Annotated in this window: 24 protein-coding genes; 13 read left to right on the top strand and 11 right to left on the bottom strand. The window is 72.5% G+C overall.

Annotated elements, in window-relative coordinates; all coding sequences use genetic code 11:
* The first annotated feature begins 125 nt into the window (after positions 1-125).
* The 4 genes from ACZ52R_RS16125 to aspA all read left to right on the top strand — a co-directional run bounded on the left by ACZ52R_RS16125 (position 126) and on the right by aspA (position 4,868).
* Entirely contained in the window at positions 126-857 is a 732-nt protein-coding gene (locus ACZ52R_RS16125; protein ID WP_360500133.1) for a FadR/GntR family transcriptional regulator, read from the top strand.
* On the top strand, positions 854-2,293 hold the full coding sequence (locus tag ACZ52R_RS16120) for an amino acid permease (protein WP_360500136.1): 1,440 nt from the start codon (positions 854-856) through the stop codon (positions 2,291-2,293). The genes ACZ52R_RS16125 and ACZ52R_RS16120 overlap by 4 nt, the downstream gene beginning before the upstream one ends.
* Before the next feature lie 102 nt (positions 2,294-2,395).
* The gene (locus ACZ52R_RS16115) at positions 2,396-3,412 is read left to right on the top strand and encodes an asparaginase (protein WP_465663575.1); all 1,017 of its coding nucleotides are present in this window, start codon (positions 2,396-2,398) and stop codon (positions 3,410-3,412) included.
* Between the two features lie 46 nt (positions 3,413-3,458).
* Positions 3,459-4,868 carry an aspartate ammonia-lyase gene (gene aspA, locus ACZ52R_RS16110; protein ID WP_465663576.1) on the top strand — a complete coding sequence of 470 codons (1,410 nt, stop codon included), beginning with the start codon at positions 3,459-3,461 and terminating at the stop codon, positions 4,866-4,868.
* 207 nt (positions 4,869-5,075) lie between these two features.
* On the opposite strand, the gene ACZ52R_RS16105 is transcribed toward aspA, so the two are convergent.
* The gene (locus tag ACZ52R_RS16105) at positions 5,076-5,567 is read right to left on the bottom strand and encodes a universal stress protein (RefSeq protein WP_465663577.1); all 492 of its coding nucleotides are present in this window, start codon (positions 5,565-5,567) and stop codon (positions 5,076-5,078) included.
* Positions 5,568-5,571: 4 nt separating this feature from the next.
* Positions 5,572-6,828 (bottom strand): SLC13 family permease, encoded by a 1,257-nt coding sequence (locus tag ACZ52R_RS16100; protein ID WP_465663646.1) that lies wholly within the window; start codon positions 6,826-6,828, stop codon positions 5,572-5,574.
* A gap of 369 nt (positions 6,829-7,197) precedes the next feature.
* Here ACZ52R_RS16100 and ACZ52R_RS16095 point away from each other — a divergent pair, with 369 nt between their 5' ends.
* The 3 genes from ACZ52R_RS16095 to ACZ52R_RS16085 all read left to right on the top strand — a co-directional run bounded on the left by ACZ52R_RS16095 (position 7,198) and on the right by ACZ52R_RS16085 (position 12,014).
* A complete protein-coding gene (locus ACZ52R_RS16095) occupies positions 7,198-8,559 on the top strand; it encodes a jacalin-like lectin (RefSeq protein WP_465663578.1) in 1,362 nt (453 codons plus the stop codon).
* 87 nt (positions 8,560-8,646) lie between these two features.
* Positions 8,647-10,578, top strand: a complete 1,932-nt coding sequence (locus tag ACZ52R_RS16090) for a phosphatase PAP2 family protein (protein WP_465753619.1) — start codon at positions 8,647-8,649, stop codon at positions 10,576-10,578.
* Between the two features lie 185 nt (positions 10,579-10,763).
* The gene (locus tag ACZ52R_RS16085) at positions 10,764-12,014 is read left to right on the top strand and encodes a D-arabinono-1,4-lactone oxidase (RefSeq protein WP_465663579.1); all 1,251 of its coding nucleotides are present in this window, start codon (positions 10,764-10,766) and stop codon (positions 12,012-12,014) included.
* Between the two features lie 209 nt (positions 12,015-12,223).
* On the opposite strand, the gene ACZ52R_RS16080 is transcribed toward ACZ52R_RS16085, so the two are convergent.
* Together ACZ52R_RS16080 and ACZ52R_RS16075 are read right to left on the bottom strand one after the other, a co-directional pair.
* Positions 12,224-13,063, bottom strand: a complete 840-nt coding sequence (locus ACZ52R_RS16080) for an SAM-dependent methyltransferase (protein ID WP_465621729.1) — start codon at positions 13,061-13,063, stop codon at positions 12,224-12,226.
* 332 nt (positions 13,064-13,395) lie between these two features.
* Positions 13,396-13,779, bottom strand: coding sequence for a VOC family protein (locus tag ACZ52R_RS16075; protein WP_465621731.1), 384 nt, complete (start codon positions 13,777-13,779; stop codon positions 13,396-13,398).
* 437 nt (positions 13,780-14,216) lie between these two features.
* Here ACZ52R_RS16075 and ACZ52R_RS16070 point away from each other — a divergent pair, with 437 nt between their 5' ends.
* Positions 14,217-15,011 (top strand): MerR family transcriptional regulator, encoded by a 795-nt coding sequence (locus ACZ52R_RS16070; RefSeq protein WP_465621733.1) that lies wholly within the window; start codon positions 14,217-14,219, stop codon positions 15,009-15,011.
* On the top strand, positions 15,008-16,258 hold the full coding sequence (locus tag ACZ52R_RS16065) for a glycosyltransferase (protein ID WP_465621735.1): 1,251 nt from the start codon (positions 15,008-15,010) through the stop codon (positions 16,256-16,258). The genes ACZ52R_RS16070 and ACZ52R_RS16065 overlap by 4 nt, the downstream gene beginning before the upstream one ends.
* A gap of 126 nt (positions 16,259-16,384) precedes the next feature.
* Here the strand turns inward: ACZ52R_RS16065 and ACZ52R_RS16060 are convergent, their stop codons facing one another.
* On the bottom strand, positions 16,385-17,158 hold the full coding sequence (locus ACZ52R_RS16060) for a class I SAM-dependent methyltransferase (RefSeq protein WP_465621736.1): 774 nt from the start codon (positions 17,156-17,158) through the stop codon (positions 16,385-16,387).
* Positions 17,159-17,247: 89 nt separating this feature from the next.
* On the opposite strand from ACZ52R_RS16060, the gene ACZ52R_RS16055 reads away from it, so the two are divergent.
* Both ACZ52R_RS16055 and ACZ52R_RS16050 read left to right on the top strand, forming a co-directional pair.
* Entirely contained in the window at positions 17,248-17,667 is a 420-nt protein-coding gene (locus ACZ52R_RS16055) for a hypothetical protein (protein WP_465621738.1), read from the top strand.
* A gap of 7 nt (positions 17,668-17,674) precedes the next feature.
* Positions 17,675-18,442, top strand: coding sequence for a methyltransferase domain-containing protein (locus ACZ52R_RS16050; RefSeq protein ID WP_465621740.1), 768 nt, complete (start codon positions 17,675-17,677; stop codon positions 18,440-18,442).
* A gap of 306 nt (positions 18,443-18,748) precedes the next feature.
* Here the strand turns inward: ACZ52R_RS16050 and ACZ52R_RS16045 are convergent, their stop codons facing one another.
* Positions 18,749-19,543 carry an OsmC family protein gene (locus tag ACZ52R_RS16045; protein WP_465753618.1) on the bottom strand — a complete coding sequence of 265 codons (795 nt, stop codon included), beginning with the start codon at positions 19,541-19,543 and terminating at the stop codon, positions 18,749-18,751.
* Between the two features lie 296 nt (positions 19,544-19,839).
* On the opposite strand from ACZ52R_RS16045, the gene ACZ52R_RS16040 reads away from it, so the two are divergent.
* Positions 19,840-20,826: an Acg family FMN-binding oxidoreductase gene (locus tag ACZ52R_RS16040; RefSeq protein WP_465621744.1), complete on the top strand. Its 987-nt coding sequence runs from the start codon at positions 19,840-19,842 to the stop codon at positions 20,824-20,826.
* Positions 20,827-21,527: 701 nt separating this feature from the next.
* Here ACZ52R_RS16040 and ACZ52R_RS16035 read toward each other — a convergent pair.
* The 5 genes from ACZ52R_RS16035 to ACZ52R_RS16015 all read right to left on the bottom strand — a co-directional run bounded on the left by ACZ52R_RS16035 (position 21,528) and on the right by ACZ52R_RS16015 (position 24,931).
* Entirely contained in the window at positions 21,528-22,229 is a 702-nt protein-coding gene (locus ACZ52R_RS16035; protein ID WP_465621746.1) for a helix-turn-helix domain-containing protein, read from the bottom strand.
* A gap of 425 nt (positions 22,230-22,654) precedes the next feature.
* The gene (locus ACZ52R_RS16030) at positions 22,655-23,629 is read right to left on the bottom strand and encodes a hypothetical protein (protein WP_465621748.1); all 975 of its coding nucleotides are present in this window, start codon (positions 23,627-23,629) and stop codon (positions 22,655-22,657) included.
* Entirely contained in the window at positions 23,626-24,237 is a 612-nt protein-coding gene (locus tag ACZ52R_RS16025) for a cytochrome b N-terminal domain-containing protein (RefSeq protein ID WP_465621750.1), read from the bottom strand. Before ACZ52R_RS16025 ends, ACZ52R_RS16030 begins: the two co-directional genes overlap by 4 nt.
* Positions 24,230-24,403, bottom strand: a complete 174-nt coding sequence (locus tag ACZ52R_RS16020) for a hypothetical protein (protein WP_465621752.1) — start codon at positions 24,401-24,403, stop codon at positions 24,230-24,232. The genes ACZ52R_RS16025 and ACZ52R_RS16020 overlap by 8 nt, the downstream gene beginning before the upstream one ends.
* A gap of 120 nt (positions 24,404-24,523) precedes the next feature.
* Positions 24,524-24,931, bottom strand: a complete 408-nt coding sequence (locus tag ACZ52R_RS16015; RefSeq protein ID WP_465621754.1) for an HAD-IC family P-type ATPase — start codon at positions 24,929-24,931, stop codon at positions 24,524-24,526.
* 332 nt (positions 24,932-25,263) lie between these two features.
* Here ACZ52R_RS16015 and ACZ52R_RS16010 point away from each other — a divergent pair, with 332 nt between their 5' ends.
* Entirely contained in the window at positions 25,264-26,217 is a 954-nt protein-coding gene (locus ACZ52R_RS16010; RefSeq protein ID WP_465621936.1) for a 1-phosphofructokinase family hexose kinase, read from the top strand.
* Positions 26,218-26,646 lie beyond the last annotated feature (429 nt).

The following is a 26,646-nucleotide window of genomic DNA, read 5'->3' as shown; positions in this document are numbered from 1 at the left end:
ATCTCCTCCGGAGCCGGCAGGGCCCGCGGCGTGTGCCGGGTGTCGATCCGGACGGCGTACAGGAGCGGACGGCGCAGCAGCCGGGAGTCTTGACACCGTGGCGCCCGTGCCCCGAGGATCACCGAGTGAACCTGTCAGACAGCCAGACAGCCAGTTCGATCCCGCGGCGCATCAGCGCCACCGAAGCAGTGTTCGGCCACCTGCGCAGCGCCATCGAGCGCGGTGACTACGCGGTGGGCGACAAGCTCCCGTCCGAAGCGGAGCTGTGCCGGACCCTGGAGGTCAGCCGGCCGGTGCTGCGGGAGGCACTGCGGGCCCTCCAAGCCATGGGCCTGACCGTTTCCAAGACCGGAAAGGGCACCTTCGTCGTGGCGAACACGGTCGAGGACCCCACCTTCGGCGACTACGCGGCCAGTGACCTGCTGGAAGTGCGCCGGCACGTCGAGATCCCGGTCGCCGGGTACGCGGCGCTGCGCCGCACCCCGGGGGACCTGGACCACCTGGCCCACCTGCTCGACCGGATGGAGCGGGAGACCGACACCACCGCATGGGTCGCACTGGACACCGTGTTCCACCTGGCGGTGGCCGAGGCCGCCCAGAACCCGGTGTTCCGCCGGGTCATCGAGGAGATCCGTGACGCACTGGCGCGTCAGTCGACCTTCCTCAACGAGCTGGGCGGTCGGCGCGAGCAGTCCAACTGCGAGCACCGGGCGATCGTCGAAGCGCTGGTGGACGGTTCGGAACACGACGCCGTCGAGGCCATGTCGCACCACCTCCACCGGGTCGAGACGACCCTCACCGACATCGTGCGCCCCAAGCGGGCGGACACCCCCACGGAAGGCAGATCCGAGGCGTGAGCGAGCAGTTCCTCAAAGACGAGAACCGTCCCACGACCCGTCACGTCGATGCCGGGGACACCGGCTACAGCAAGTCCCTGAAACCCCGTCACGTCAACATGATCGCCATCGGTGGCGCGATCGGCACCGGCCTCTTCCTCGGCGCCGGCGGGCGTCTCGCCGATGCCGGCCCCTCGTTGTTCGTCGCCTACGCCGTCTGCGGCCTCTTCGCGTTCCTCGTCGTGCGGGCGCTCGGCGAGCTCGTCCTGTACCGCCCGTCCTCCGGGGCCTTCGTGTCGTACGCCCGGGAGTTCCTCGGGGAGAAGGGCGCGTACACCGCGGGCTGGATGTACTTCCTCAACTGGGCGACCACCGGCATCGCCGACATCACGGCGGTGGCGACGTACACCCACTACTGGCACCTGTTCTCCAGCGTCCCGCAGTGGGTCATCGCGCTCATAGCCCTGGCCGTGGTGCTCACCGTGAACCTGATCTCGGTGCGGATCTTCGGCGAGCTGGAGTTCTGGTTCGCCATCGTCAAGGTCAGCGCGCTGGTGGTCTTCATGGGTATCGGGATCTTCCTGCTGGTCACCCGGCACCCGGTCGACGGCACCGTACCCGGTCCGTCGCTGATCACCGACAACGGCGGCATCTTCCCCCACGGCCTGATGCCGATGCTGCTGATCATCCAGGGCGTCGTGTTCGCCTACGCCTCCGTCGAACTGGTCGGTGTCACGGCCGGGGAGACCGAGAACCCTGAGAAGATCATGCCGAAGGCGATCAACTCGATCATGTGGCGCGTGGGCCTCTTCTACGTCGGCTCGGTCGTCCTGCTGTCGATGCTGATGCCCTGGAACAGGTACACCTCCGGCCAGAGCCCCTTCGTGACCGTGCTGTCCCACATCGGTGTCCCGGCGGCCGGCAGCGTGATGAACCTGGTCGTTCTCACCGCGGCCATGTCCTCGCTCAACTCCGGCCTGTACTCCACCGGCCGCATCCTGCGCTCGATGGCCGTCAACGGGTCCGCCCCGCGCTTCACCGCCCGGATGAGCCGCACCCAGGTGCCGTACGGCGGCATCCTGCTGACCAGCGGCATGTGCGTCTTGGGTGTCGGTCTCAACTTCGTGGTGCCCGCCGACGCGTTCGAGATCGTGCTCAACCTCGCGGCGATCGGCATCATCGCCACCTGGGGCATGATCATGGTCTGCCACCTCTTCTTCTGGCGGAAGACCCGGGCCGGCGAACTGACCCGCCCCGCGTACCGCCTGCCCGGTTCCCCCTGGACCGAAATCGTGACGCTGGCCTTCCTCGCCTCCGTCCTGGTCCTCATGTACGCCGACGGCGGCGCCGGACGCACCACCGTGCTGTGCGTGCCGCTGATCGCCGCCGCACTCGTCGCCGGCTGGTACGCCGTCCGCAGGCGCCCCGCGCGCGAAGCCGCCAGGGCCGACGGCTGAACCGAGCGGCGGCCCACGACGACGCGCGGACCGCTCCCGCCGTCGCCGAGGGCCGCCGCCGGCCGACCGACCGGAAGCGCCCCACCACCGATCGAGGCAGTGATGCACAGAAGTTCCCCCGCGGACGCTCCCGCGATCCGCGAACCCCACCACGTCCCCGTCGCCCACGTCACCCGCGGCGGCATGATCGAGGGGGTCCACTACGGCTCCGTCGTCGTCCTCGCCGCGGACGGCGAAGTCCGGTTCCGGCTCGGTGACATCGAGGCCGCCTGTTACCCGCGGTCGGCCCTCAAGCCGGTCCAGGCCGTCGCCATGGTGCGGGCCGGGCTGCCGCTGGACGGCGAGCTGCTCTCCCTCGCGATGGGCAGCCACTCCGGAGAGGAACGCCACCTCGCCAGCACCCGGCGGATCCTCGAACTGGCCGGCCTCGCCGAGGAGGACCTGCGCAACGTACCGGACCACCCGTACGACCCGGCCGTCCGGGACACCTGGGTGCGAGGTGACCGGCCGCCGTCCCGGCTCGCGCAGAACTGCTCCGGCAAGCACGCCGCGATGCTCTACCTCTGCAAGCTCAACGGCTGGCCCCTGAAGACCTACCTCGACCCCCTCCATCCGCTCCAGCGGGAGATCGCCGACGTCGTCGAGGAGCTGACCGGCCAGCGCACCGCGCACACCAGCGTGGACGGCTGCGGCACCCCGCTGTTCGCGGTCTCCCTGCACGGCCTCGCCCGCGCCGCCGCCCGCATCGCCACCGCGGCGCCGGGCACCCCCGGGTTCCGGGTCGCGGAAGCGCTGCGCGGTCACCCCGAGATGGCCTCGGGCACCGGACGGGACACGGCCGCGTTGATGCGCGCGGTGCCCGGACTGCTCGCCAAGGACGGCTTCGAGGGCGTCCAGATCGCCGCGTTGCCGGACGGCCGCGCCGTCGCCGTGAAGATCGCCGACGGGGCGAACCGGGCGCGCGTCCCGGTGGCGGCCGCCGCGCTGGCGCTGGCAGGAGTCGATCCCCGGCTGCTGGTGGACTGCGCCGGCGAAGCGACGGTCGGCGGCGGCCACCGCGTCGGCGAGGTGCGCCCGGTGCCGGCACTGGCGCCGCAAGCCTGCGCTGCTCCAGCGTGACCGATCCACGACCCCGCACCCGCCTCAGGAAGAGGACCCGCACACCATGATTGCCGCCACCCGCAGCGAGCACGACCTGCTCGGAGACCGCGACATCCCCGCTGACGCCTACTGGGGCGTCCACACCTTGCGTGCCACCGAGAACTTCCCCATCACGGGCACGCCCATCTCCGCCTACCCGCACCTGATCGACGCCCTGGCCGCCGTGAAGGAGGCCGCCGCCCTCGCCAACGAGGAACTCGGCCTGCTGGAGCCGCGGAAGGCCGCCGCGATCGTCGCCGCCTGCCGCGAGATCCGCGGCGGGAAGCTGCACGACCAGTTCGTCGTCGACGTCATCCAGGGCGGCGCCGGCACCTCGACCAACATGAACGCCAACGAGGTCGTCGCCAACCGGGCGCTGGAACTGCTCGGTCACGCCAAGGGCGAGTACCGGCACCTCCACCCCAACGAGGACGTCAACCTCGGCCAGTCCACCAACGACGTCTACCCGACCGCCGTCCGGATCGCGACCGTCGCCGCGGTGCGCGGCCTGCTCGACGCGATGGCCGTCCTCCAGGACGCCTTCGCCCGCAAGTCCGTCGAGTTCCGCGACGTGCTCAAGATGGGCCGCACCCAGCTGCAGGACGCCGTACCGATGACACTCGGGCAGGAGTTCTCCGCCTTCGCCGTCATGCTCGACGAGGACCGCAGCCGACTCGCCGAGGCCGTCGAGCTCATCCACGAGATCAACCTCGGCGCGACCGCGATCGGCACCGGCCTCAACGCCCCCGCCGGATACGCCGAAGCCTCCCGACGCCACCTCGCGGACCTCACCGGGCTGCCCCTCGTCACCGCGGCCAACCTGGTCGAAGCCACCCAGGACTGCGGCGCGTTCGTCCAGATGTCCGGTGTGCTCAAGCGCGTCGCCGTCAAGCTGTCCAAGACCTGCAACGACCTGCGACTGCTGTCCTCCGGGCCGCGCGCGGGCCTCGGCGAGATCAACCTGCCGCCGGTGCAGGCAGGTTCGAGCATCATGCCCGGCAAGGTCAACCCGGTGATCCCCGAAGTCGTCAACCAGGTCGCCTTCGAGGTGATCGGCAACGACGTTGCCGTCACCATGGCGGCCGAGGCCGGGCAGCTCCAGCTCAACGCCTTCGAGCCGATCATCCTGCACTCGCTCTCGGAGTCGATCACCCACCTGCGGGCCGCCTGCCTCACCCTCGCCGAGCGCTGCGTGGTCGGCATCACCGCCAACACCGAGGTGCTGCGCGCGACCGTCGAGAACTCCATCGGCCTGGTGACCGCCCTGAACCCGCACATCGGGTACACGGCCGCCACCGACATCGCCAAGGAGGCCCTCGCCAGTGGTCGGGGCGTGGCCGAACTCGTCCTGGAGAAGGGCCTGTTGCCGGCCGATAGGCTCGCCGCCCTGCTGCGGCCCGAGGTCATCGCCGGTACCGGCGCGCCCGTCGCCTGAGAGCAGGCGCGGTTCGGGAGCGAACGGTGCGCCGCCGCACCGGTCCCGGTGTGGCGGCGCATCGCGTTCATCCGGATCAGGCCGGACCACCCCGCGCGGCGAGTATCGGCAGCCACACGCTCCGCGCGGCTGCGTCGTCCGGCGGGCTGGTGCCGCCGAATCGCCCACCCTGGGCCGGACTCGGGCACTGAACGCCGGCCGGTCGCGTCATCGCTGGTGGGGCGGCGGGGGAGGAAGCGTGTCGGCGCCGGGTGCGGGTTCCGGCCAGACCAGCAGTACGGGGCAGGGCGCGTGGTCGACGACGAAACGGGTCGCGGGGCCGAGGCTGTGCGGGCCGAGGCGCGTGCGGTCGCCGTCGCGGGCGAGGACGAGCAGCTCGGCGCCCTCGGCGGCTGCGACGACCTCGCGCTCGACCCGCCCGGTGCGCTCCACGTGGGCGCAGGGCCGCCCGAGACGCTCGGCCGCGGCGGCGAGCAGGTGCTGGGCCGAGGCCGCCGCCAGGGTCTCCACCCGGGTGCCGGGGTCGCGCTCGCGGTGGCCGCGACCGAGCAGCCCGGCGAACGCGCCGTGCGCGACGCCGGGGATCTCCTGGCCGCTGACGTGGAGCAGGACGATCTCCGCCTCCCGGGGTGCGTGGGCGCGGGCGGCGTCCACGCAGGCGGGCCAGGTGCCTTCGGTGATCCAGACGACGACGGTCACGCGGTCAGCCTCCGATGATGTGCAGGGACCCCCACAGTGCCACCACGGCCGTTGCCAGGGCGGCGGGCACGACGAGCAGTCCGAGCCGGGTGAACTCGCCCAGGCCGACCTCGGTGTCGTGCTCGCGCACGATGCGCCGCCACAGCAGGGTGGCCAGCGAGCCGGCGTACGTGAGGTTGGGGCCGATGTTCACCCCGAGCAGCACCGCCAGCACCGCGCCGGCACCGGACGGGGCGGCCAGCGGGAGCAGCACGAGGGTGGCGGGCAGGTTGTTGATGACGTTCGCGAGCACCGCCGCCAGCGCCGCGATGCCGAGCAGGGCGGGCAGCGAGGCGCCGTGGGGGACGAGGTGCCCGAGCGCGGAGGCCAGCCCGTTGTCGACGACGGCCCGGACCACGATGCCGAGCGCCAGCACGAAGGCGAGGAACGGTACGGCGGCCGAACGCACGATCGCGACCGGGGTGGTGCGTCGCCGGACCAGGGCCCGGACGGCGAGCGCGAGCGCGCCGGCCAGGGCCGCCCAGGCCGGATCGACACCGACGATCGAGGTCAGGACGAATCCGGCGAGTGTGCAGGCGACGGTGACGAGGGCGAACAGCGGCATCTCCGGGGCCGCCGCCTCGCCCGCGGACGGGGCGCCCGCGTCCAGGTCGGCGGCGAAGAACCGGCGCAGCACCACGTACTCCACACCGATGGCCGCCAGCCACGGCAGCGCCATCAGCGCGGCGAAGCGGGTGAAGCTCAGCCCGCTGGCGGCGAAGGCCAGCAGATTGGTGAGGTTGGAGACCGGCAGCAGCAGCGAGGCGGTGTTCGACAGGTGGGTACAGGCGTACAGGTGCGGCTTGGGGCGCGCGCCGAGCCGGGCCGCGGTGACGAACACCACCGGCGTCAGCAGCACCACGGTGGCGTCCAGGCTGAGCACCGCCGTGACCACCGAGGCGACCCCGAACACCTGCACCAGAAGCCGCCGCGGACTCCCGGCCGACGTCCGGGCCATCCACGCCCCGCAGGCGCGGAACAGACCCTCGTCATCACACAGCTGCGCCAGCACCAGCACGGCCGCCAGGAACCCGATCACCGGCCCGAGCCGCTGCGCCTCGGCCAGGGCGTCCGACGGCGAGATCGCTCCGACGGCCACCACCAGCCCGGCCGCCGGGACCGCGACCACCGCCTCCGGCCAGCCCCACGGCCGCACCACCGCGCAGGCCAGCACCAGCACCAGCAGCCCGACGGACAGGGCTTCCGCGGATGACGTACTCAGGGTCTTGCTCCTCGCAGGTGACGGTGACCGCCCACCGATCCGGAAACACGCAGGTGAGCCGGTAGGAATGTACCGGTCGCGACAGCCCCGTCGGCGTCGGCGCGGGGGAGGTGCGCGATGCGCAAGACGTGGTATCCGGGTACCCCCCACCGCCTCGACCGCCGCCGAGGTCGCACGGTGTCCGAGCCACGGCGCGGCACGAACACTCTGTTAACGCTAACAGAACCTTTGCGAAAAATGTGGCATGGCCTCATAAAGTACCAGGTCAGGGCCGATTGATGGGGGATTCGAACATGTTGACGCGCTCATGGTTCGCTCATACGCTCCGGGGCACCGGATTCCCGCGGCTGTCCTCCGATCGGAGCACCGATGTCCAAGCCCAGCCTCCGTCATGCCTTGGTCCGCTCCGTCCTCGTGGGCGCGCTCGGCGCGGCCGCCTCGCTGGGCGGCCTGGTCGGCGCGCCGGCCGCGCACGCCGACACCGGGGGCGGCTCGTTCTCCGTGCTGACCTACAACGTCGCCGGCCTTCCGCAGGTCCTGTCCAGTGCCTCGACCGACCGGCAGAGCAGCACCACCGCCATCGGCGGCCGGCTGGCGCCGTACGACGTCGTGAACGTCCAGGAGGACTTCAACTACCACGCCGCGCTGTACGCCGCCGACTCGCACCCGAACCGCACGGCGACCAGTGGCGGGGCGGGCATCGGCAGCGGCCTCAACACCCTGTCCGACCTCGCCCACGACACCGACGACTTCGAGCGGGTCACGTGGAAGGACTGCCGGCTGGACTCCGGAGACTGCCTCACTCCCAAGGGGTTCACCTTCATGCGGACCCGGCTGGCCGAGGGCGTGTACGTGGACTTCTACAACCTCCACGCGAACGCGGGGACGGCGGTCGGCGACGAGGCCGCCCGCGCCGCCAACCTGGCGCAGCTCACCGACTACATCAGGACCCACTCGGCCGGGAACGCCGTCGTCGTGGCGGGTGACACCAACACGCGCTACACGCGTGCCGACGACACCATCGCCGCCTTCGCCGCCGACAACCGGCTGACCGACGCGTGGGTGGGGCTGGAACGCGGCGGCGTGGCACCGATCAGGGGTGCCGACCCGCTGCTGTGCGACCAGAACGCGCCCACCGACACCTGCGAGGTGGTCGACAAGGTCCTGTACCGCGGCAGCGCGCTCGTCTCGCTGACCGCGACCTCGTACGCCAACAGGCACGCAGACTTCCTGGACGGCTCCGGCACGATGCTCTCCGACCACGACCCGATCGCCGTGGGCTTCACCTGGAGCCGGAACCCGGCCTATCTGGCGAGCGAGCAGTTCGGTGGCCCGCACGGCGACTTCTACGACGACATCGACCGCGTTCCGGCCGGTGCGCGGGCCGCCGTGGTCAGCCTGCGGGCCGGCGCCCGGGTCGACCAGGTCGGACTGACCCTCGCCGACGGCACCGCCCTCACCCACGGCGGCTCCGGCGGCACCGCCTCCTCGCTCACCCTGGGCAGCGGCGAGTACGTCAGCTCGGCGACGCTCTGCCAGGGCTCGTACAACGGGCACACCCGCGTCTTCCACGCCTCGTTCACCACCAACCTGGGCCGGACCCTGGCCGGCGGCAGCACCACCGCCGACTGCGTGACCCGCACCGCGCCCGCCGGCTGGCAGATCGCCGGGTTCCACGGACGCGCCGGTGACGAGGTCGACAAGCTCGGCTTCCTGTTCACCCGCCGCTGACCCCCCCCGACTCCCCGGCCCGGGCCGGGGACCGTCCCCGCTCCCGCACGCCGCTCCGCCCGCCAGGCCCACCACAGGAAGACCAGCATGAACGATCAGCCCACCCTGGACCGCCGCCGCTTCCTGCGGAACTCCGCAGGCACCTCGGTCGGCATCCTCGCCGTGCCCACGGTCCTGAGCCTGTCGGCCGCCCCGCAGCGGGCCGCCGCGGCGCCCGGCGGCCCCGCCCGGAGCACCGCCTTCGTGGACTCCTACGCGACCAACACGATGGCCGACCTCACCCCGGAGGGGAACGCGGCCGTACGCATCCTCACCGGGATGAACCGGATCTGGCACACCGGCGGGTCGTGGAACGACGGCTCACCACTGCTGGCCGACGTCCTGCGCGCCAACGTGCGCTACTGCGTGCGGGCCACCACGCGGCGCACCGCGGCGCAGGCCCGGGAGGCCTTCATCTACGACCGCCAGCACCAGAGCTACGCCGTCATCGCCGGCCTCGGCCCACTCGCCGACCCGTACCGGACGGGCGCCCGGGCCGTCACCTCCATCACCACGGCGCCCGACTCCACCCCGCCCGCGAAGGTCGACGACGCCGTCCCCGCCGACGCGCCCGCCGGGTCCGCGCTCGGCGCCGGGGCCGTCGACTCGGAGCTGGGGCAGGTGGTGGCCCTGGTCAACACGCTCCGCGGACCGTACGCCTCCGGCAACCCCGCCAAGTACGCCTACCGGTACCCGCGTCCCTGGCGGCTGACCGAGGACAGCGCGGTGGTCGACACCGGCACCACCGACGCCCTCGGCTACCCGGTCTATGCCTCGGACGTCGCCGTCGCCCCACAACTGCTGCGCCAGCGCAGCACCTCGCCGGTCGACGACGGTGGCTTCGTGAGCGGGCACACCAACGCCTTCCACCTGGCCGCGCTGGCCCTCGCGTACGCGGTGCCCGAACGCTTCCAGGAACTGATCGCCCGGGCGTTCGAGCTCAGCCACACCCGGATCACCGCGGGCATGCACTCCCCGCTCGACGTCATCGGCGGCCGGACGCTCGCCACCGCGCTCGCCGCGGCCACCCTCGCCGACCCGCGCAACGCCGCCCTCAAGACCGCCGCCCGGAGCCAGGCGGCCGCGTACCTCCAGGCGAAGACCGGCACCACGGCCGACACCCTGTACGCCTTCGCCCACCGGGCCACTGCGGCCGAGGACCCGTACGCCGACCGAGCGGCCAACGCCGAGCAGGTCACCCGGCGGCTGACGTACGTCCTGCGCCGCGGCGGCCGGGACGTTCCGATGGTCGTGCCCAAGGGCGCCGAGGTCCTGCTGGAGACCCGGCTGCCCTACCTCGACGCCGCCCAGCGCCGCGAGGTGCTGCGCACCACCGCCCTGCCCTCCGGCTACGTCCTGCTGGACGGCCCGGAGATGTGGGGCCGGCTCAACCTGTTCGCCGCGGCCGACGGTTACGGCTCGTTCGAGCGGGACGTGACCGTGGAGCTGAACGCCGCCGACGGCGGGTTCCGCGCGGCCGACGCCTGGCGCAACGACATCGCCGGGCCCGGCGGCCTCACCAAGCGCGGCACCGGGACGCTGACCCTGAGCGGCACCAACCGCTACACGGGCCCCACCGTGGTGGCGGCCGGAGTCCTCGCGGCCGGCTCGCGTGACGCCCTCGGGCGCGGCGACGTCCAGGTCCTCGGCGGCATCCTGCGGGTGGATACCGAGCGGGGCGCCGTCCGGGTGCACGGCGACTACCTGCAGTCGGCCACCGGAACGCGCCTGGAGTTGACGCTCCATCACCGCAATGCCCCGGCCCTGACGGTCGCGGGCCGGGTGACGCTCGGCCCCGGGGCGCAGCTCGTCCTGCGGCTGCCGGACGCCGGCGCGCTGGGCGACGACGTGGTGCTGCCGGTGATCGGCGGGCGCACGCCGCAGGGCGGGTTCGGCAGCGTCACGGTCGAGGCGGGCGGGTACCGGGCGACGCCGCTCTACACCCATGACGGCCTCGCGGTACGGCTGACCCGCTGCTGACCCGCCACACTGACCGGCCGCAGACCGGCCGCAGACCGGCCGCAGACCGGCCGCAGACCGGCCGCAGACCGGCCGCAGACCGGCCGCAGACCGGCCGCAGACCCGCCGCCGACCCGCCGCAGACCCGCCGCCGACCTGCTGCTGACGGCACCGGTGCGTTCCCGAGACCGAGGAGGCAACACCCCATGACCGTGGCCGCGACCAACTGGGCCGGGAACATCACGTTCGGCGCCGAGCGGTTCCACGAGCCGCGCTCCGTAACCGAGTTGCGGCGGATCGTCGCAGGCAGCCGGTCCGTGAGAGTCCTCGGGACCGGGCACTCGTTCAACGCGATCGCCGACACCACGGGCGACCTGGTGTCCGTCGCCGGCCTGCCCCGGGCGGTCGAGCCGGACGAGCGGACCCGCGCGGTCACGGTGAGCGCCGGGATGCGGTTCGGCGAGCTCGCCGGGGTGCTGGACCGGGCGGGATTCGCGCTGCACAACCTCGGGTCGCTGCCGCACATCTCGGTCGCGGGCGCGTGCGCCACCGGGACGCACGGATCGGGGGTGGCCAACGGCTGCCTCGCCACGGCGGTCCGGGCCGTCGAGCTGGTCACGGCGGACGGCGCCCTGGTGACGATCGGCCGGGGCTCGGCGGAGTTCCCCGGTTCGGTCGTGGCCCTGGGCGCCCTCGGCGTGGTCACCCGGCTGACCCTGGACGTGGTGCCGGCCTTCGGCGTCCGGCAGTGGGTCTACGAGGGCCTGCCGACGGCGGTGCTGCGGGAACGGTTCGACGAGATCATGGCGGCGGCGTACAGCGTCAGCCTCTTCACCGGCTGGCGTGCGGACCGCATCGACCAGGTCTGGCTCAAGCGGCGGGGCGGCCCCGACGCGCCCCGGACCTGGCTCGGCGCGGTGCTCGCCGACGGCCCGCGCCACCCCGTGCCGGGGTGCCCGCCCGAACCCTGCACGCGGCAACTGGGCGTCCCGGGCCGGTGGCACGCCCGGCTCCCGCACTTCCGGGCGGACTTCACTCCGAGCAGCGGCGACGAACTGCAGTCCGAGTACTTCGTCGACCGCGCCGACGCCGTCCGCGCCTTCGACGCACTGGACGCCGTCAGGGAACGGATCGCACCGGCCCTGCAGATCGGTGAGATCCGCACCGTGGCGGCCGACGCGCTGTGGCTCAGCCCCGCCTACCAACGCGACTGTGTCGCCTTCCACTTCACCTGGCACCCCGATGCGGCGGCCGTGGCGGACGCGGTCAGGACGGTCGAGGAGGCCCTGTCCGCCTTCGCCGCGCGGCCGCACTGGGGCAAGGTCTTCACCACGGCGCCCGAGGCGATCCGGGAGTCGTACCCGCGCTGGGAGGACTTCCGGGAGCTGCTGGGCGACATCGACCCGGCGGGCAAGTTCCGCAACGAGTTCGTCGCCCGCCACTTCGACATCGGGTAGTACGGACTCCTGGGGACCCAGGCTTCCGTGCCTTCGCCGATCGCTCGGGGACCCCGGCCGACGTGCGGCCGGGGTCCCCGACGGCTCACGCTGCCGCGCAGGTCGGGAGGCCGTTCGGTCACCACCGCCCGTGCCTCAGGTCACCAGCGACGATCTCAACTTCCACACCGCCGGCGCGCCCGCCTCGAGGGAGGTCCGCCGTGAGCCGGCTAGTTCTTGATGGCGACACCCGCGTAGAACGACACCTGGGCATCCGTGACAGTGTCCGGCGACCCGTCGGCAGCGTCCTCGTCCGGGCGCCAGCGGTGGGCGGGCACGATCCCGGGTTCCAGCAGGTCCAGCCCCTCGAAGAGGGTCTCGAACTCGGCGCGGGGCCGTAGCCGCAGCGTTGTGCCCGCCTTGTTGTAGATCTCCTGCACCATCGGCGCGCCCTCCGGGTCCAGCTCCGCCGTGGCGTGCGAGAGCACCAGCGCCGAGCCCGAGGGCAACGGCTTCAGGAGCCGCTCCACGATCGTGCGTGCCTCACCGAGATCCGGGACGAAGTGCAGCAACGCCACCATCGACAACACCACCGGCTGCCCCAGGTCGAGCGTCCGCGCCACCTCAGGGGCGCTCAGGATGGAGTCCGGATCCCGTACATCGCCGTGGACGTATGCCGTCCGCCCCTCCCGCGTGCTGGTCATCAGCGCCCGCGAGTGCGCGAGCACGATCGGGTCGTTGTCCGCGTAGACCACCCGCGCCTCCGGAGCCACCGACTGCGCGACCTCGTGCAGGTTCGGGGAGGTGGGAATGCCCGTGCCGACGTCCAACCACTGGCGCAGGCCCCGCTGCGCCAGCGTCCGGGTCGCCCGGTGCATGAACGCCCGGTTCGCCCAGACCGCGATCCGCATGGTCGGGAACACCGTGAGCACTCGCTCGGCGGCCTCGCGGTCCACCTCGTAGTGGTCCTTGCCGCCCAGGAACCAGTCGTACATGCGGGCGCTGTGCGGTATGTCCTGCCGTATGACGGTGCTGAGCGGCTTCTCCAGGCCCGGATCTTCCACGTTCATCGCCGCTGCTCCCCGCTTCCTCCCCGCGGCCGCAGCACGACCGGAAGGACGATATGACTTGACGTATGGTCAGTAGTGTGACAGGTGGGGCGGGCAAGATGCCAGTAGCCCGCCGCTCACCAGCCTGCGGCGGATCGGTGCCCGGCCGGAGCGGCGCCGGGGAGAGGACGGACGCTCCGGGAGCGGTACCCCCCGCCGGGCGTGCCGGACGACGAGAGCGGGGAGCACGGCGGTGCGCAGACCTGCACCTTCTGCGGTCAGGACCGAGCGGACCGGCCGGGCGGGGCTGAGACGTCCCGCCCGGCCGGTCGGGGGTTGGGGTCGGGCGGGCGTTACTTGGCGGGTCGCTCGGCCACGCAGAGGATGTTTCCTTCGCTGTCCTTGAACCAGGCGGCGCGCAGGCCGTCGCTGCCTTCAGCGATGCCGTCGACGGTTTTCAGGCCCGGGAAGTCGTACTCCTCGAACGTGATGCCGCGGGCTCGCAGCGCCGACACCTCGCCGTCGAGGTCGGCAACCTTGAAGCTGGCCAGGGTGTGTGCGGCCTGGCCTCCGCTCGGTGTCTCGTACATCCCGAACCGGGTGCCGCCGCTCTCGAAGGTGAGGTCCTCGGGGGTCTCCTCGACGAGCTTCAGGCCCAGGGTGTCGGTGTAGAAGGCCCTGGCCCGCGCCAAATCGGCGGCGGGGATCATGGCCAGCACCTGTGCGTCTCCCAGCATGGTGATTCGCCTCCTTCTGCTTCCAGGCTAGGCACCTCGAGGCAGGTGCGCCCACGGACGGGATCGGCGGCTCCACAGCGTGCGCGGCAGGTGGCTGGGCGTTACGCGGGCGCATTCCTTGGCCTTCACGCAACGTGGTCGGTCGGCAGCCGATTCATCACCGGCCCTGCGGCCGGCCGGCCCGTACACGCTCCAGGACTCCGCCGTCGCCTCCGAGGCCCGGGCCCGCGCCGGGTCGCCTGGACCTTCGGCATACCCGAGAGCGCCTACCATCCGCAGCGCGAGACCTGACCGGGTCCGGTTCCCGCCCCCGGAGCAGGCCGCCGAGCTACGCGTGTTGACCCTTACCCCACGTCAGGCCGCACGGTGGGGTACAGCGAACGCACGAAGGCACGGATGCACGCATGCACGCATGCACGGATGTACGGGAGGGATTCATGAGCTGGTCGGTGGGACAGGTCTCCGGATTCGCCGGGGTGACCATTCGGACCCTGCACTACTACGACCGGTCCGGGCTGCTGTCACCCAGTGAACGCAGCTCGGCCGGCTACCGGCTCTACAACGGCGCGGACCTCGCCAGGCTTCAGCAGATCCTCTTCTACCGGGAACTCGGCTTCCCGCTCGACGAGATCGCCGACATTCTGGCCGACCCGCAGGCCAACGCCCTCGAGCACCTGGTGGCGCGACGGCAGGCCCTCACCGAGCAGATCGCCCGGCTGCAGAAACTGGTCGACGTCGCCGAGCGGGCCATCGACGTCCAGCGCACGGGGGTCGAACTCGGCCCGGAGGAGCGCTTCGAGGTCTTCGGCGACGTCGTCTTCGACCTCAGCTACGCCGCCGACGCCCACCTCAAGTGGGGCGAGCGGGAAAGCCACCGGGAGGCGCTGGCCCGCGCCGCCACCCACTCGAAGGAAGACTGGCGGCAGCTGATGGCGGAGGCCGCCGGGTGGCGCCGTCGACTGCTGGCCGCCTTCGACGAGGGCCTCCCGGCCGACCACGAGGCGGTGCTGGACCTCGCCGAGGAGCACCGGCAGCACATCACCCGGTGGTTCACGCCCTGCCCGCCCGAGATGCACTGCCGGATCGCCGACGACTACGAGGCGGACGCCCGGGCCTTCGCGCTCGTCGTTCCGGCTGCCGAGCAACGCCCGGAGCTGGCCGGATACCTCCGGACGGCCATCGGCCACAACGCCGAACGGCACGGCGCGAGCGGCTCCGAGGTGACGCGATGAGGATCCTGGTGATGGCCGCAGGCTCCCACGGTGACGTCGCGCCCTACACCGGGCTCGGGGTGCACCTGCGTGGCGAGGGACACCAGGTCGCGCTCGCCGCGCCGGAGACCTTCCGCGAGCTGGTGGCCGGCAGCGGCCTCGAGTTCCGCTCGCTGCCGGTCGACCCGCGCGGGGCGCCCACCGGTCCGGAGGGCGGGCGCTCCGAACTGCTCGCGCGAGCCGCCGCGTTCATCGACCGGCTCGGTGACGGGCTCGCCGACGCGGCCGCGCCCGGTGCCGATCTGCTGCTGCTCGGCACCACCACCGCGCCGCTGGGCTGGCACCTCGCCGAGGCGATGGACGTACCGAGCCTCGGGGTCTACCTCCAACCCACCCTGCCGACGGGGGAGTTCCCGCCGGTCGTCGGCGGGAGCCGCTCGCTGGGCAGGTGGGGCAACCGGGCCGCGGGGGCGCTCGGCCAGCGGGTCGTGGACCGCCTGCACACCGGGGCCGCGCGTCGGCTGAGGTCGCGGCTGGGCCTTCCGGCAGGGTCGCAGGGCGCCCGGCGGCGGGCCGTGGAGCGGGCGAACTGGCCGGTGCTGCACGGGTTCAGCCCCACCCTCGTGCCGCGCCCGGCCGACTGGCGGGACGGGTTGCAGGTGGTCGGCAACTGGTGGCCGCACGTCGCGGCGGACTACCGGCTCCCGGCCGAGGTCGAGGACTTCCTGCGGGCCGGACCACCGCCGGTGTTCATCGGGTTCGGCAGCATGGCGGCGGGGCAGGGCGAGCGGCTGGGCGCCCTCGCGGTGGACGCGCTGCGGCGGGCGGGAGTCCGGGGTGTGCTGCAGGCGGGCTGGGCCGGGATCGCGGAGGAGGACGACGACGTGTTGAGCGTCGGGGAGGTGCCGCACGCCCACCTCTTCCCCCGCATGGCGGCTGTGGTGCACCACGTCGGCGCCGGCACGGCGGCCGCGACCCTCCGCGCCGGTGTCCCGAGCGTTCCGGTCCCGGTGATGGCGGACCAGCCCTTCTGGGCCGACCGGCTCGTCCGGGCCGGCACCGCCACCGCGCCGATCCGGTTCGCCGACCTGACGGCTGCCGGGCTGGCGGAAGCCATCCGCCGGGCCGTCGAGGGCCGGCCACTGCGCACGCGGGCGGAGGCGGTGGCTCGCGCGATGGCGGAGGAGAACGGCGCGGCGCGGGTCGCGGAAGCGGTGGCAGCCGTGGGGGGTGGTCGGCAGGCCGGTGTCATGGGGCGGGGGCGGTGAGGCGCGGGTGCCGGCAAGGGCGATGATGCGAGGGAGGGGAGCGAGTGAGCGGCCAGGTCCGGCCCGTCGCCGGGTGACCGGGTGACCGGGAGACCGGGAGACCGGGACGACGGGGTGCGGCAGACCTCACGGCGCTCGGGCGATCAGGACGGGCTGGAAGAACCCGGTGTCGGCGGGCGCCCGCCAGTCGGCCCCGGCGAAGCCGGCCTCCTCGGCGAAGGCGCTCAACTGCGCCTGGGTGAGGGCCCAGTAGGTGGACCGGTGGACGTCGACCCGCCACTGCCCGGCGTCGTCGGGCAGCAGCTGGAACAACTCCAGGTCGTACCGCTCGCCGTCCTCGTGCCACTGCCAGAGCTGGAAGACGACGGACCGCTGCCCCTCCCGCTCGGCGGTCTGCGGCGCGCTGGAGGACGGCCGGCTGCGGCGCAGCTCGTCGTACGGGCGGGTGGTGAGCAGCAGCAGACCGCCCGGGCGCAGGACGCGGCGCATCTCGCCGAGCGCGGCCAGGACGTCCTCGGGGGTGAGCAGGTGGGGCAGCGCGTTGTCCGCGCAGACGACGACATCGAAGCGGCCGTCAGGGAAGGGGAGTTGCCGCATGTCGGCGGCCGCGGTGGGGAGGGCGAGCCCGCGCCGGGTGGCCTCGGCGGCGGCGCGGTGGGCGGCCACCGGGCTGATGTCCGTGCCGGTGACCCGGTGCCCGAGCTCGGCGAGCCCGATGGCCTGGGTGCCGATGCCGCAGGCGCAGTCCAGCACCTCGGCGGCGCGGTCGCCGAGCCGCTCGCGGATCAGGGCGTCCAGCGCGGCGCCCTGGCGGGCGACGGAGGCGTCCCAGTCGGGGTAGAGGAGGTGGTAGCCCGCCGCGAGGGCGTCGTAGAAGCGCGCGATGGGGGAGCTGCTCATGGCGCTATCCTCGCGGAGGAGCACCGGCGCGGAGTACTGGTTTCGACAGGGTTCACGGGCCGGGGCGAGGAAGCCGAGCAGGGGGACGGATGCAACCCGCGCAGGATCGGCGGACGGGCCCGGAGCAGCCGGTCGAACTGCCCGAGGGTTCCTGGTGGGACTGGGACGTCTTCTCCTGGCGCCCGGGCGAGTTGCGCCTGGCCGCCGGGTACGACCTCGCCTACCACCACGGCCTGGAGCTGGTCTTCGCCGACCCGCTGTACGTCCGCTGCCCGGCGGACTTCCACGACCCGGTGTTCCGCGCGCCCACGCCGGAGGAGCGGCGGCTGGTCGGGCGGCAGTGCGGCGAGCCGCCTGGCGTGCTGGTCGCCTTCGAGGCGGACGGCGGTGGCACGGAGCCGGTGTCCGGGCTGATCGCCGCCGGGAGCCTGGAGGTGCGGGTCGGGTGGGTCCTGCGGCACGGACGGGGCACGGAATCCGGTGGCCGTGCGGTGCCGTCGCCGGGATGATGCGGGCATGCGCACCTTCGAAGAGTTGATCGCCGAGGCCCAGGCCGTGTCCGTGGACGGCTGGGACTTCTCCTGGCTGGACGGCCGGGCCACCGAGGAACGCCCCTCCTGGGGCTACCAGCGGCTGCTGTCCGAACGGCTGGGCACGGCGACGGCGGCTCTGGACGTCCAGACCGGCGGTGGCGAGGTGCTCGCCGGGGCCCTGCGGCTCGCCGAGCCGCAGGGGCTGCCGACGGTCCTCGCGGCCACCGAGTCCTGGCCGCCGAACATCGCCCGCGCCACGCGGCTGCTGCACCCGCTGGGTGCGGTGGTGGTCGCCGACCGGGACGAGCCTCCGCTGCCCTTCGCCGACCAGGCCTTCGACCTGGTCAGCAGCCGCCACCCGGTGCGGGCCTGGTGGCCGGAGATCGCCCGGGTGCTGCGGCCCGGCGGTAGCTACTTCGCCCAGCACGTGGGCCCGGCGTCCGTCTTCGAACTGGTCGAGTACTTCCTCGGGCCGCAGCCGGAGGCACGCGAGGGCCGCCGGCCCGAGGTCGAGAGCGAAGAGGCCCGGGCCGCCGGGCTGGACGTGGTGGACCTGCGCTCCGAGCGGCTGCGCATGGAGTTCCGCGACATCGGCGCGGTGGTGTACTTCCTGCGCAAGGTGATCTGGATGGTCCCGGGCTTCACCGTCGACGCCTACCGGGACCGGCTGCGCGAACTGGACGTCCGGATCCGGGCCGAGGGCCCGTTCGTGGCCCACTCGGCGCGCTTCCTGATCGAGGCGCGCAAGTAGATCGACCGATCCGGTGTCCGCATCGTACAGATATGGAAGGGTTGAGGAAAGACCGGAAGGTCCGGCTGGCCGTCCCTGCTGAGAGCACCGTTTGATCCAGGAGACGGCCCGACATCGCTCTGAACTGGACGGATGCCCCGTGCAGTCGTGCGTATGAGAGCTCTTCGACAGGTGCCGAGCGGTCGACTCCAGTCGGGGGCTCCTCGTGTGGGGGCGTCGAGAGTGGTCGAGTCTCACGTCTGTGCTCGTTGGACAGGGTTTGCTCGTACCTATGCTGACCTCTTGCTGACCGCGCTTGATGGCTAATCAGGTATATTTCGCGGCCACAGTGATGCGCCTGACTGCAGTGACCGCCCCTCGCATCCTGCGAGGGGGCCTGGCCCCGCCGTCGTGTCGGCCAGTCTCACCCCTGCCATCGCGCAACTTCGACAAGGCCCTGATCGGCCTGGCGGGGTTCGCGGGGATGGGGAGGGAGACGGTCACCTCGGGCGGGTGGTCGAGTGTGTTCTTCACCGTGCAGTGACCGACGACGGCCAGCAGACCGGCTGCCCGCTCGGGAGGCATGTCGGGGGCGGTGACCTCGATGGACACCGAGGCGATCCGGGCCGGACGGTCCCGGGCCATGGTGTAGTCGGCGGTGACCCGCAGGCCGTCCCTGCCCAGGTTGTGCCGATCGAGGTAGCTTCCGGCGTAGTGGGCGGTGCAGGAGGCCAAGGCGGCGGCGCACAGTTCGACGGGCGTCGGCGCGGAGTCGCCGCCGCCGGCGTCGATCGGCTGGTCGACGCTCAGGGCGTGGGAGCGGATGCCGATGGCATACGTGTCCCGCTCGACCGGGTCCACCTCGATTCGCCCGGCGGGAAGGATGCCGGGCCGCTCGACCGCGGCGGCCTGGCGGAGCAGCATCCCGGCCAGCTGTCGGGCCTCGGTCGGGGTGAGCGAGGCCCAGACATCGTTCGTGTCATACGGTTCGCGAGCGGTGTCGAGGACGACGCGGCCGGTGTCCGGCAGGACCTCCGGGGTGTAGCGGGATACGGCGACGGTCCGCCCGGAGGCGGTGTGCATCAGCTGCTGGGTGGTGGTGTGAGAGTCGTGGGTCAGCACGGCCGTGCCTCCGGTGCTCAGGGCCCGGCACGGCGAACCGGACCGCTGCTGTCCAGCAGACCGCCGCCGGGGGTGAAGAGGAAGGGCCGTTGGACCCGCCGGTGGGCCCCATCGGCGATCCCGGAGGGAGCACGTCGCAGCATGCCCGACGAGGCCGGATGCGGCTGCTGGAGACGGCGGAGTTCCACCTCGGCATCGGCCGGCGGGCCCCGGGGCCGTTGGACCCTCGCCCGACACGCTGGTCCGGCGGATGCTGGAACCACCGGCGCTCCCCGCCGGCAGGGAGTGAAACCACCATGACCACCGAAACCGTCCTCACAGCCCCCGACCTGCACCTGCTGGCCGAAGCCGGCGGCGCGGCGCCCTCGCTGCACAACAGCCAGCCCTGGCGCTTCCGCCCCACCCCCGACCTGCTCGCCCTGGAGGTCCACGCGGACCTCGACCGGGCCGTCCCGGCCGCCGACCCCGACGGCCGGGCGATGCACATCTCGATCGGCGCCGCCGTGTTCAACCTGCGGGTGGCCGCCGCCCACCTCGGCCGGGAGGCCGCCGTCCGACTGCTGCCGGCCGGCGCCGACGCGCAGCCGCGAGCCGTCCTCGACCTCTCCGCCCCGGCCCGTTCACCGCAGCCCTTCGGCGCCGACCTCTACCCCGCCATCGCGGGACGCCACTCCAGCCGACAGCCGTTCACCAACCGGGACGTCCCCGAGGCGCTGGTCGCCGACCTCATCACGGCCGCCCGGGACGAAGGCGTCACCCTCACCATGCTGGAGGAACACGGCGTTCGCCGCGTCCTCGCCCTCACCTTCGAGGCCGAGGCCCGGATCGCCGCGGACGTCACCCGCGAGGCCGAGACCCGACGCTGGCTGCGCCTGGAACCCTCCTACGACGGCATCCCGCTCGCGGCCCTCGGCTCGCACGACCGCGACGCCCGCGTCCCGATGCGCGGCTTCGCCGGCCACCCGCCGCGCCACACCACCGCGGCCGAACGCTTCGAGGCGCTGCCGCAACTGGCGACCCTCAGCACCCACCTCGACACCCCGGCCGACTGGCTGCGCACCGGGCAGGCGATGGAGCGCGTGTGGCTGCTCGCCACCGTCCACGGCTTGCGCGCCTCCGTCCTGCACCAGGCCGTCGAGATCCCGGACACCCGCTGGCGCCTGCGCGACCCCGCTGAAGGGCCCGGGCACGTCCAGCTCGTGCTGCGCCTCGGCTACGGCCCGCCCGGTGCGGCCAGTCCGCGCCGCGCGGTGGAGGACGTTCTCGACCCGGCCGAGGGGTAGCGGGAATCGTCTGCCATCCCGGTTCATCTCCTGTGCGCAGGAGATGAACCGGACATCTTCCGCTGCCCCGAGACCCGACCGGCTTCGGGGTGGACGGGTTTCCGGGGTCAGCCGGGGCCGCTTGCCAGCGTGTGCGACATGCCGTCCAGGGCCAGTTGCATCGCCTGCCGTGGCCGACCTTGTCGACCACGGCCGAAGTGCGGCCCTCGATGCCCCGGGCCGCGAACTCGTGCTCCACCACTTGGTGCAGCCGTGGGCCGAAGGCCTGGACGTAGCCGGACTCGTAGGTGGTCCAGGTGAGGTGGACGAGCGAGCGGAGGTCCGACCGGCGCAGCCGGGTGTCCACCATCAGCGCGATCTCGTACAGCGGCCCGGCGCACTTGTTGTTCGGCGGGACGTGGAACAGCACCCGCCGGTGTTGTCCTGCTCGGGCGGCGCCCTTGAGGTCCTGGAACCGCCGGCCCGGCGACCGCATCTGCCGGGGCGTCCACGGTGGATGCGGAGCGGGGCCTCCTCGGCTCCGAACGGAAGGTAGATGGTGTTGGGCTTGAACAGGAAGTCCTCCTGGTCGGCGGCGAGCGACAGCCGGACGCGGTCGCCGAGCAGACGGCGCGGACCGAAGGCCGTCTCCAGGCCTGCGAAACCCCCCCGCCGACCACGAGGACGTGCGGTTTCGAAGTCATCGCGGGGTCCGTGCCTTCCTACTCGGGCTCGATGACCGGAGGGCCCTCGGGGCGGATGATCCGGCCGCTGATCCCGGCGGGCTTGATGCGCATCCAGGTGTCCCGGGTACCGCCCGCCCAGGGGTGGGGGTCGGCGTGCTGTTCGAACCAGCGCACGACCTCGTCGTCGGAGACGGTCGAGACGGTGCCGTTCACCAGGACGCTCCAGCCGGTGGCGAACACCTCGTCCAATTGGTCGACCTCGAAGGCGACTTCGCTGCCCTCGGCCTGGGCGAGGGTACCGTCCGCCTCGGTGCGGTAGAGGATGGTGGCGTCCAGCACCCGGTAGTTGACGGGCAGCGCCACCAGTCCGCGCGGTGCCGTCAGGATCACCCGGCCGACGCCACCGGGGGTGAGTTTGGCCCAGCAGCCTGCCGGTTCCAGTTCCTCCAGCCGGACGCGGGCGTTGGCGCGGGCCCGGCCGGACGGGACGTCGCGCCCACCGCCGAGCAGGTCGGTGGCCGTGGTGTCGAGCGCGTCGGCGAGCCGGGCGAGGGTGCTGACGCCGACCGGGACGGGGTGTGTCTCCAGGTACTCCAGGAACCCGGGGGCCAGGCCGCCGCGCTCCGCCACCAGCTCGCGGGTGAGCCCCAGCTGGGTACGTCGGCGGGCGACACGGCGCCCGAGGTCGCCGGGGTCGGCGGAGCGGATGTGTGCCCGGCCGCTGTCGGTGCTGTTCATCGGGACCTCCTGTTCAGCCCGCGGGCCCCTGGCCGCCTGGGACGATCACCAGCGGGGCCGTGCGGCGGTGCCTCCCGAGCGGCTCGCCTCGGAGCGGTCGATGCCCACGATCACGGGGTGGTGGGTTCCGAAGCCGTTCGTCGCGGACCCCGTTCGGCCCCGGCCGGTGCCGTCGCCGTCGCCGGCTCTGTGCGGAGCCTTCACCACCTTCATCGTCGGGCACTGTTGTACGGGCCGGGGAGGGTCGGTCGGGCCCCGGCAGCAGGCCGATGGGCCCCGACGACCCTCCGCCCATCCGGTCACCGGGTTCGAGCCGCTCGACCTGCTGGAGGGCATCCTGACGGCCGTCCCCCAGCTGGTGGACGGCCGGTGCGATCCGGGAGCTGGTCCCGCAGGACCCGGCGGTCACCGCCCGCGGGCGTCCGTCAGCCTGGTGGCTCCCCCGGGCCGCGGGTGTCGCGTCCGGGTCGGGGTTCGCTCCGGTAGTGGTCACGCCAGATCAGGCGGTACACCCGGGTCCAGCGGGGAACGGACCTGAGACCGGGGATGAAGGGGAGCAGGACCAGTGCCAGACTGAGCACGGCCATGATCGCCCAGACCTCCGCGTCCGCGTTCTTCGAGGTCTTGAACGGGTCGATCTGGTACCAGAACGTGTACAGCCACAGCCAGGCCTGGCCCGGGTAGTTGCCGGTCTCGTTCATCATGCCCCACTGGCTGCCGGTCAGGTGCTGGGCGGTCGCCTGGTCCGACAGGTAGGAGCCGTCGGCGAGGAAGAGCATCGGCCGGGTGTAGTCGGTCTGGTAGAAGCGCCCCTGTGCCAGCAGCCGGCCGTCCAGTGCGCCGGACTGGGCGAGGGCCAGCAGTCGGGCTGTGAGTGTCGGCACCGGGCCGTATCCGTCGGGGGCGACCTTGGCCGGATCGCCGTCCGGGGACTTGCCCAGTGCGTCGGAGTACGCCGAACTCCAAGCCTGCCGCTGATCGGCCGGGGCGGCGCGCCAGGCCGTGAGCGCGGCGGTGACCTCAGGGGGCTCGGGGGACTGGCTCAGCGGGCGCAGCACGAAGTCCTCGGCCGGGTCGACCGGGATGCGGACCCCGGCGGCGCGCTGCAGTCCGACCGGGCCGATCTTCTGTCCGGCGCCCGGGGTGTGGTTGTACGGCGGGCCGTAGCCCGCCGAGGTGCTGGTGCCCGCGAGTTCCGCGACCGCCGTGGCGGTGAAGTCGGCCTGGTCCGCGGTCGACCAGGACGCCAGGGTGATCGGCTTCTCGTCCGGTGACGAGAACAGTGCGGCGAGGCCCGCGCTCAGCAGGGCGACCACGACCAGGGCGATCGTGAACTCCTTGACCAGGTCGTACGGGCGGGTCGGGAAGTCACCCGACTCGGGGGTATCGGTGTGCCTCACGGCGCTGCCTCGGGCGGTGCGGCGTCGATCGGTGGCACGATCCCGCGGGTGCGCACCAGCAGGAGGTGCCAGCCCGTGAGCAGTACCAGCACGAGCGGGAAGAGCGCGATGTGCCACATCAACATCTGGCCGAAGTCCAGGACGTTGAACCAGGCACCGATCCCGACGGCGTTGAGTGCGTCCTTGGCCTGCCCGGAGATCCACTGTGCGTCGAAGTTCTGCTGCACCACGTACCCGGTGAAGGCCGTGGCGATCGAGGCCAGGAAGGTGACCGCACCGGTCACCCAGGTCAGCGCCCGCCGCCCGCGCCAGGCGGCCATGAAGAACTTGCCCCACAGGTGGATCACCATGAACGCCATGAACAGCTCCGCGCTCCACAGGTGCACGCTGTTCACGTACTTCCCGACAGCGGAGGCATGCCACCACCCCGGGCCCTCCAGCGCCAGGACCCCGCCGGAGACCAGCACCACCACCAGCGAGGACACCGTGAGGACACCGAAGAGGTAGATCCACGAGGCCATGTACACCGGCTGGGTGTCCGGCAGCAGCTTCTCCGGGGGCAGCCGGCGGACGGCGAACCGCCGCACCGCACCCGTCCAGCTAGTCATCGCGGTGCTGTCCGGTCGGGAACGGCAACAGCAGTGCGGCCACGAAGAGCAGCACCATCACGCCGATCACCACCAGGTTCGCCACCGAGATCTGCACCACGCCCCAGTGGACGTAGTGCCCGGGGTGGTTGAGATCGACGGGTGCCGACATCGGTGTCACCGCCATCACGCTCTCCTTCCGAACGCCGGGAGCCCGGGGCCCAGTCTCGGCGGGCACCAGGCCTCCGGCATGCGGGGCTGCTCCGATCGGCGGGTCGCTCCTGTTGGGCGGCCGCCACGGCGTGCTTCACGGTGGCGAGGCTGTCCGGGGTGACGGAGACCGAGCCGATCCCGGCGTGCACCAGGGCCATCGGGTGGACGCGGACCTGGTGGGCGACCACGAACTCGGTACGGGCCAGCCCCACGCCGGGGGGATCGCGGCCGACCGCAGCGTGGTCACCGACTCCCCGGTCAACGCCGACATGTCGACCTCGATGGCCCCCTGCAGCAGGCGAATGTCGGCGGCGATTCGGTCACCCGCCTCGATGACGACGACGTCGCCCGGGACCAGCTCGGTGGCGTCGATCTCCCGCGGGACACCGTCCCGCAGCGCCTTCGCCCGCTGGGGGATGTAGGCGGCCAGCGCCTCGACCGCGTGCTGGGCGTGCACCTCCTGGACGAACGCGAACGCGGCGTTGAGGAAGATGATCAGCACGACCGCGGACCGCCACGAGCAGGCAGCACGGGTCGGCGGCTGCGAGGTGCTCCCGATCGCGCCTCCTGCGCTCGCGCAGCACGATGGAGGGAGTGACCGAGTGAGGCGATCGAGATGGCCGGCGAACTGCTCCATCGACGTGGGTACCGGTGGCCTTCGTTCCCGGACTTGTTCAAGGACTTTCCCATGACGTCCCGCCCCTGTCCGGAGGACCCGGGAGGGCAGCCACGGACGATCGGGATCACAACCGCCGTGTCACCGCGATGAACGGCCCTCACGCGTCCGGTCCGCTTGCGGCGGGCAGCGGAGGGAGGAGTCCGCTGCCGGAGACCATGCCTCCGATCCTCACCCTGACAGTGAACCCCACCGTCGACATCTGCTGCGAGGTCGACCGCCTGGCGGACATCGGTAAGACCCGTGCCCGGGTCAGGTTCGTGGCCGCCGGCGGCGGAGGGATCAACGTCGCCCGGGACGTGTCGAGGCTCGGCGGACGGGCGACCGCCGTCCACACCGCCGGCCGCGAGGTCGGCCAGCGCCTCAACCGCCTATTGGACGAGGAGGGGGTCGACCACATCGCCCTCGGGATCGCGGGTGAGACCCGCGAAGCGTTCGTGCTGTTCGAGACCGAGTCACGCCGCAGCTTTCACATCGTGCCGCCGGGCCCGCGACTGGACGATGTGGAGGGAGGGCGCCTCCTGGACGCGCTTGGCCGAGCGGCTGGCAGTCACCAGTACGTCGTGGCCAGTGGCAGTCTGCCCAGCGGCCTGCCCGACGCCTTCTACGCGGCGGTCGCCCGCCGGGTCAAGGAGGCCGGGTCCCGGCTGGTGCTGGACACCTCGGGGCGGGCCCTGCGCGAGTCGCTGCACGAGGGCGTCTTTCTGCGGAGGTGCAACAATCACGAGGCTGCCTCCCTCGCCGGCCGGGCGGTCCGGAGCTTCGACGACGCCCGCGCTGTCAACGAGTCGCTGCTTGCCGCAGGAGCGACTGAGATCGCCGTCACCACCCTCGGGGAACTCGGAGCACTCTGTTCGACGAGGTACGGCCATACCGGGTTGCGAGCCCCGCAGTCGCCTGGGGAGTCACTCAGCGACGCCGGGGCCGGAGACGCCATGGTGGCCGCACTCACTCTGCGACTGGCGGCGGGCGATGATCCCGTCCAGGCGTGTGCCCTTGGGGTGGCCGTGGCCGCCGCGGCGGTGCTCACCCCCGACACCGAACCGTTCGATCGAGAGGTGGCCGAGTCCCTCTACCCCGCGGTGCGAATAAGACGGCAAGCCGGTTCATGACTGCCCCCGGGCCGTCCGTGTCCCCGGTGGTCAGGGCCCTCCAGATCACGGAGCGGCAGGGGTCCTGGACACGGGTGAAGGCGGCTCGGCTCCGGTACTGAAGGACCACCATCGAGACCGAGCTGCCGGTCTACCAGGGGGCGAGGCACCCCCTGTTCACGGGCCCGGGAGTGTGTCGCCTGCGCGAGGGATGTGTACTGGGGGCCGGCTCGGTGGGCGTGGAGTGGGCCGGAAGATTTCAAGTCCAGTGAGACGGTCGTGACGCTATGAGGTTTGTGGTGCGGGTTCCCTGCGCTTGGCCGGGTCGTTGATCCACGCCGTCTTTGGGATCTCGGGTGGTCTGGGGCGGCGGCCGAAGCGCTCGGGGTGCCGTGCATAGGCCTCGACGAGGGTGACGGCCCGCTGGTCGCGGATCTCATCGGCGGTTCC

It is taken from the genome of Kitasatospora sp. NPDC034023, assembly GCF_055575795.1.
Note: the sequence above shows the minus strand (reverse complement) of the source record. Positions and strands in the feature narration are given on the sequence as shown.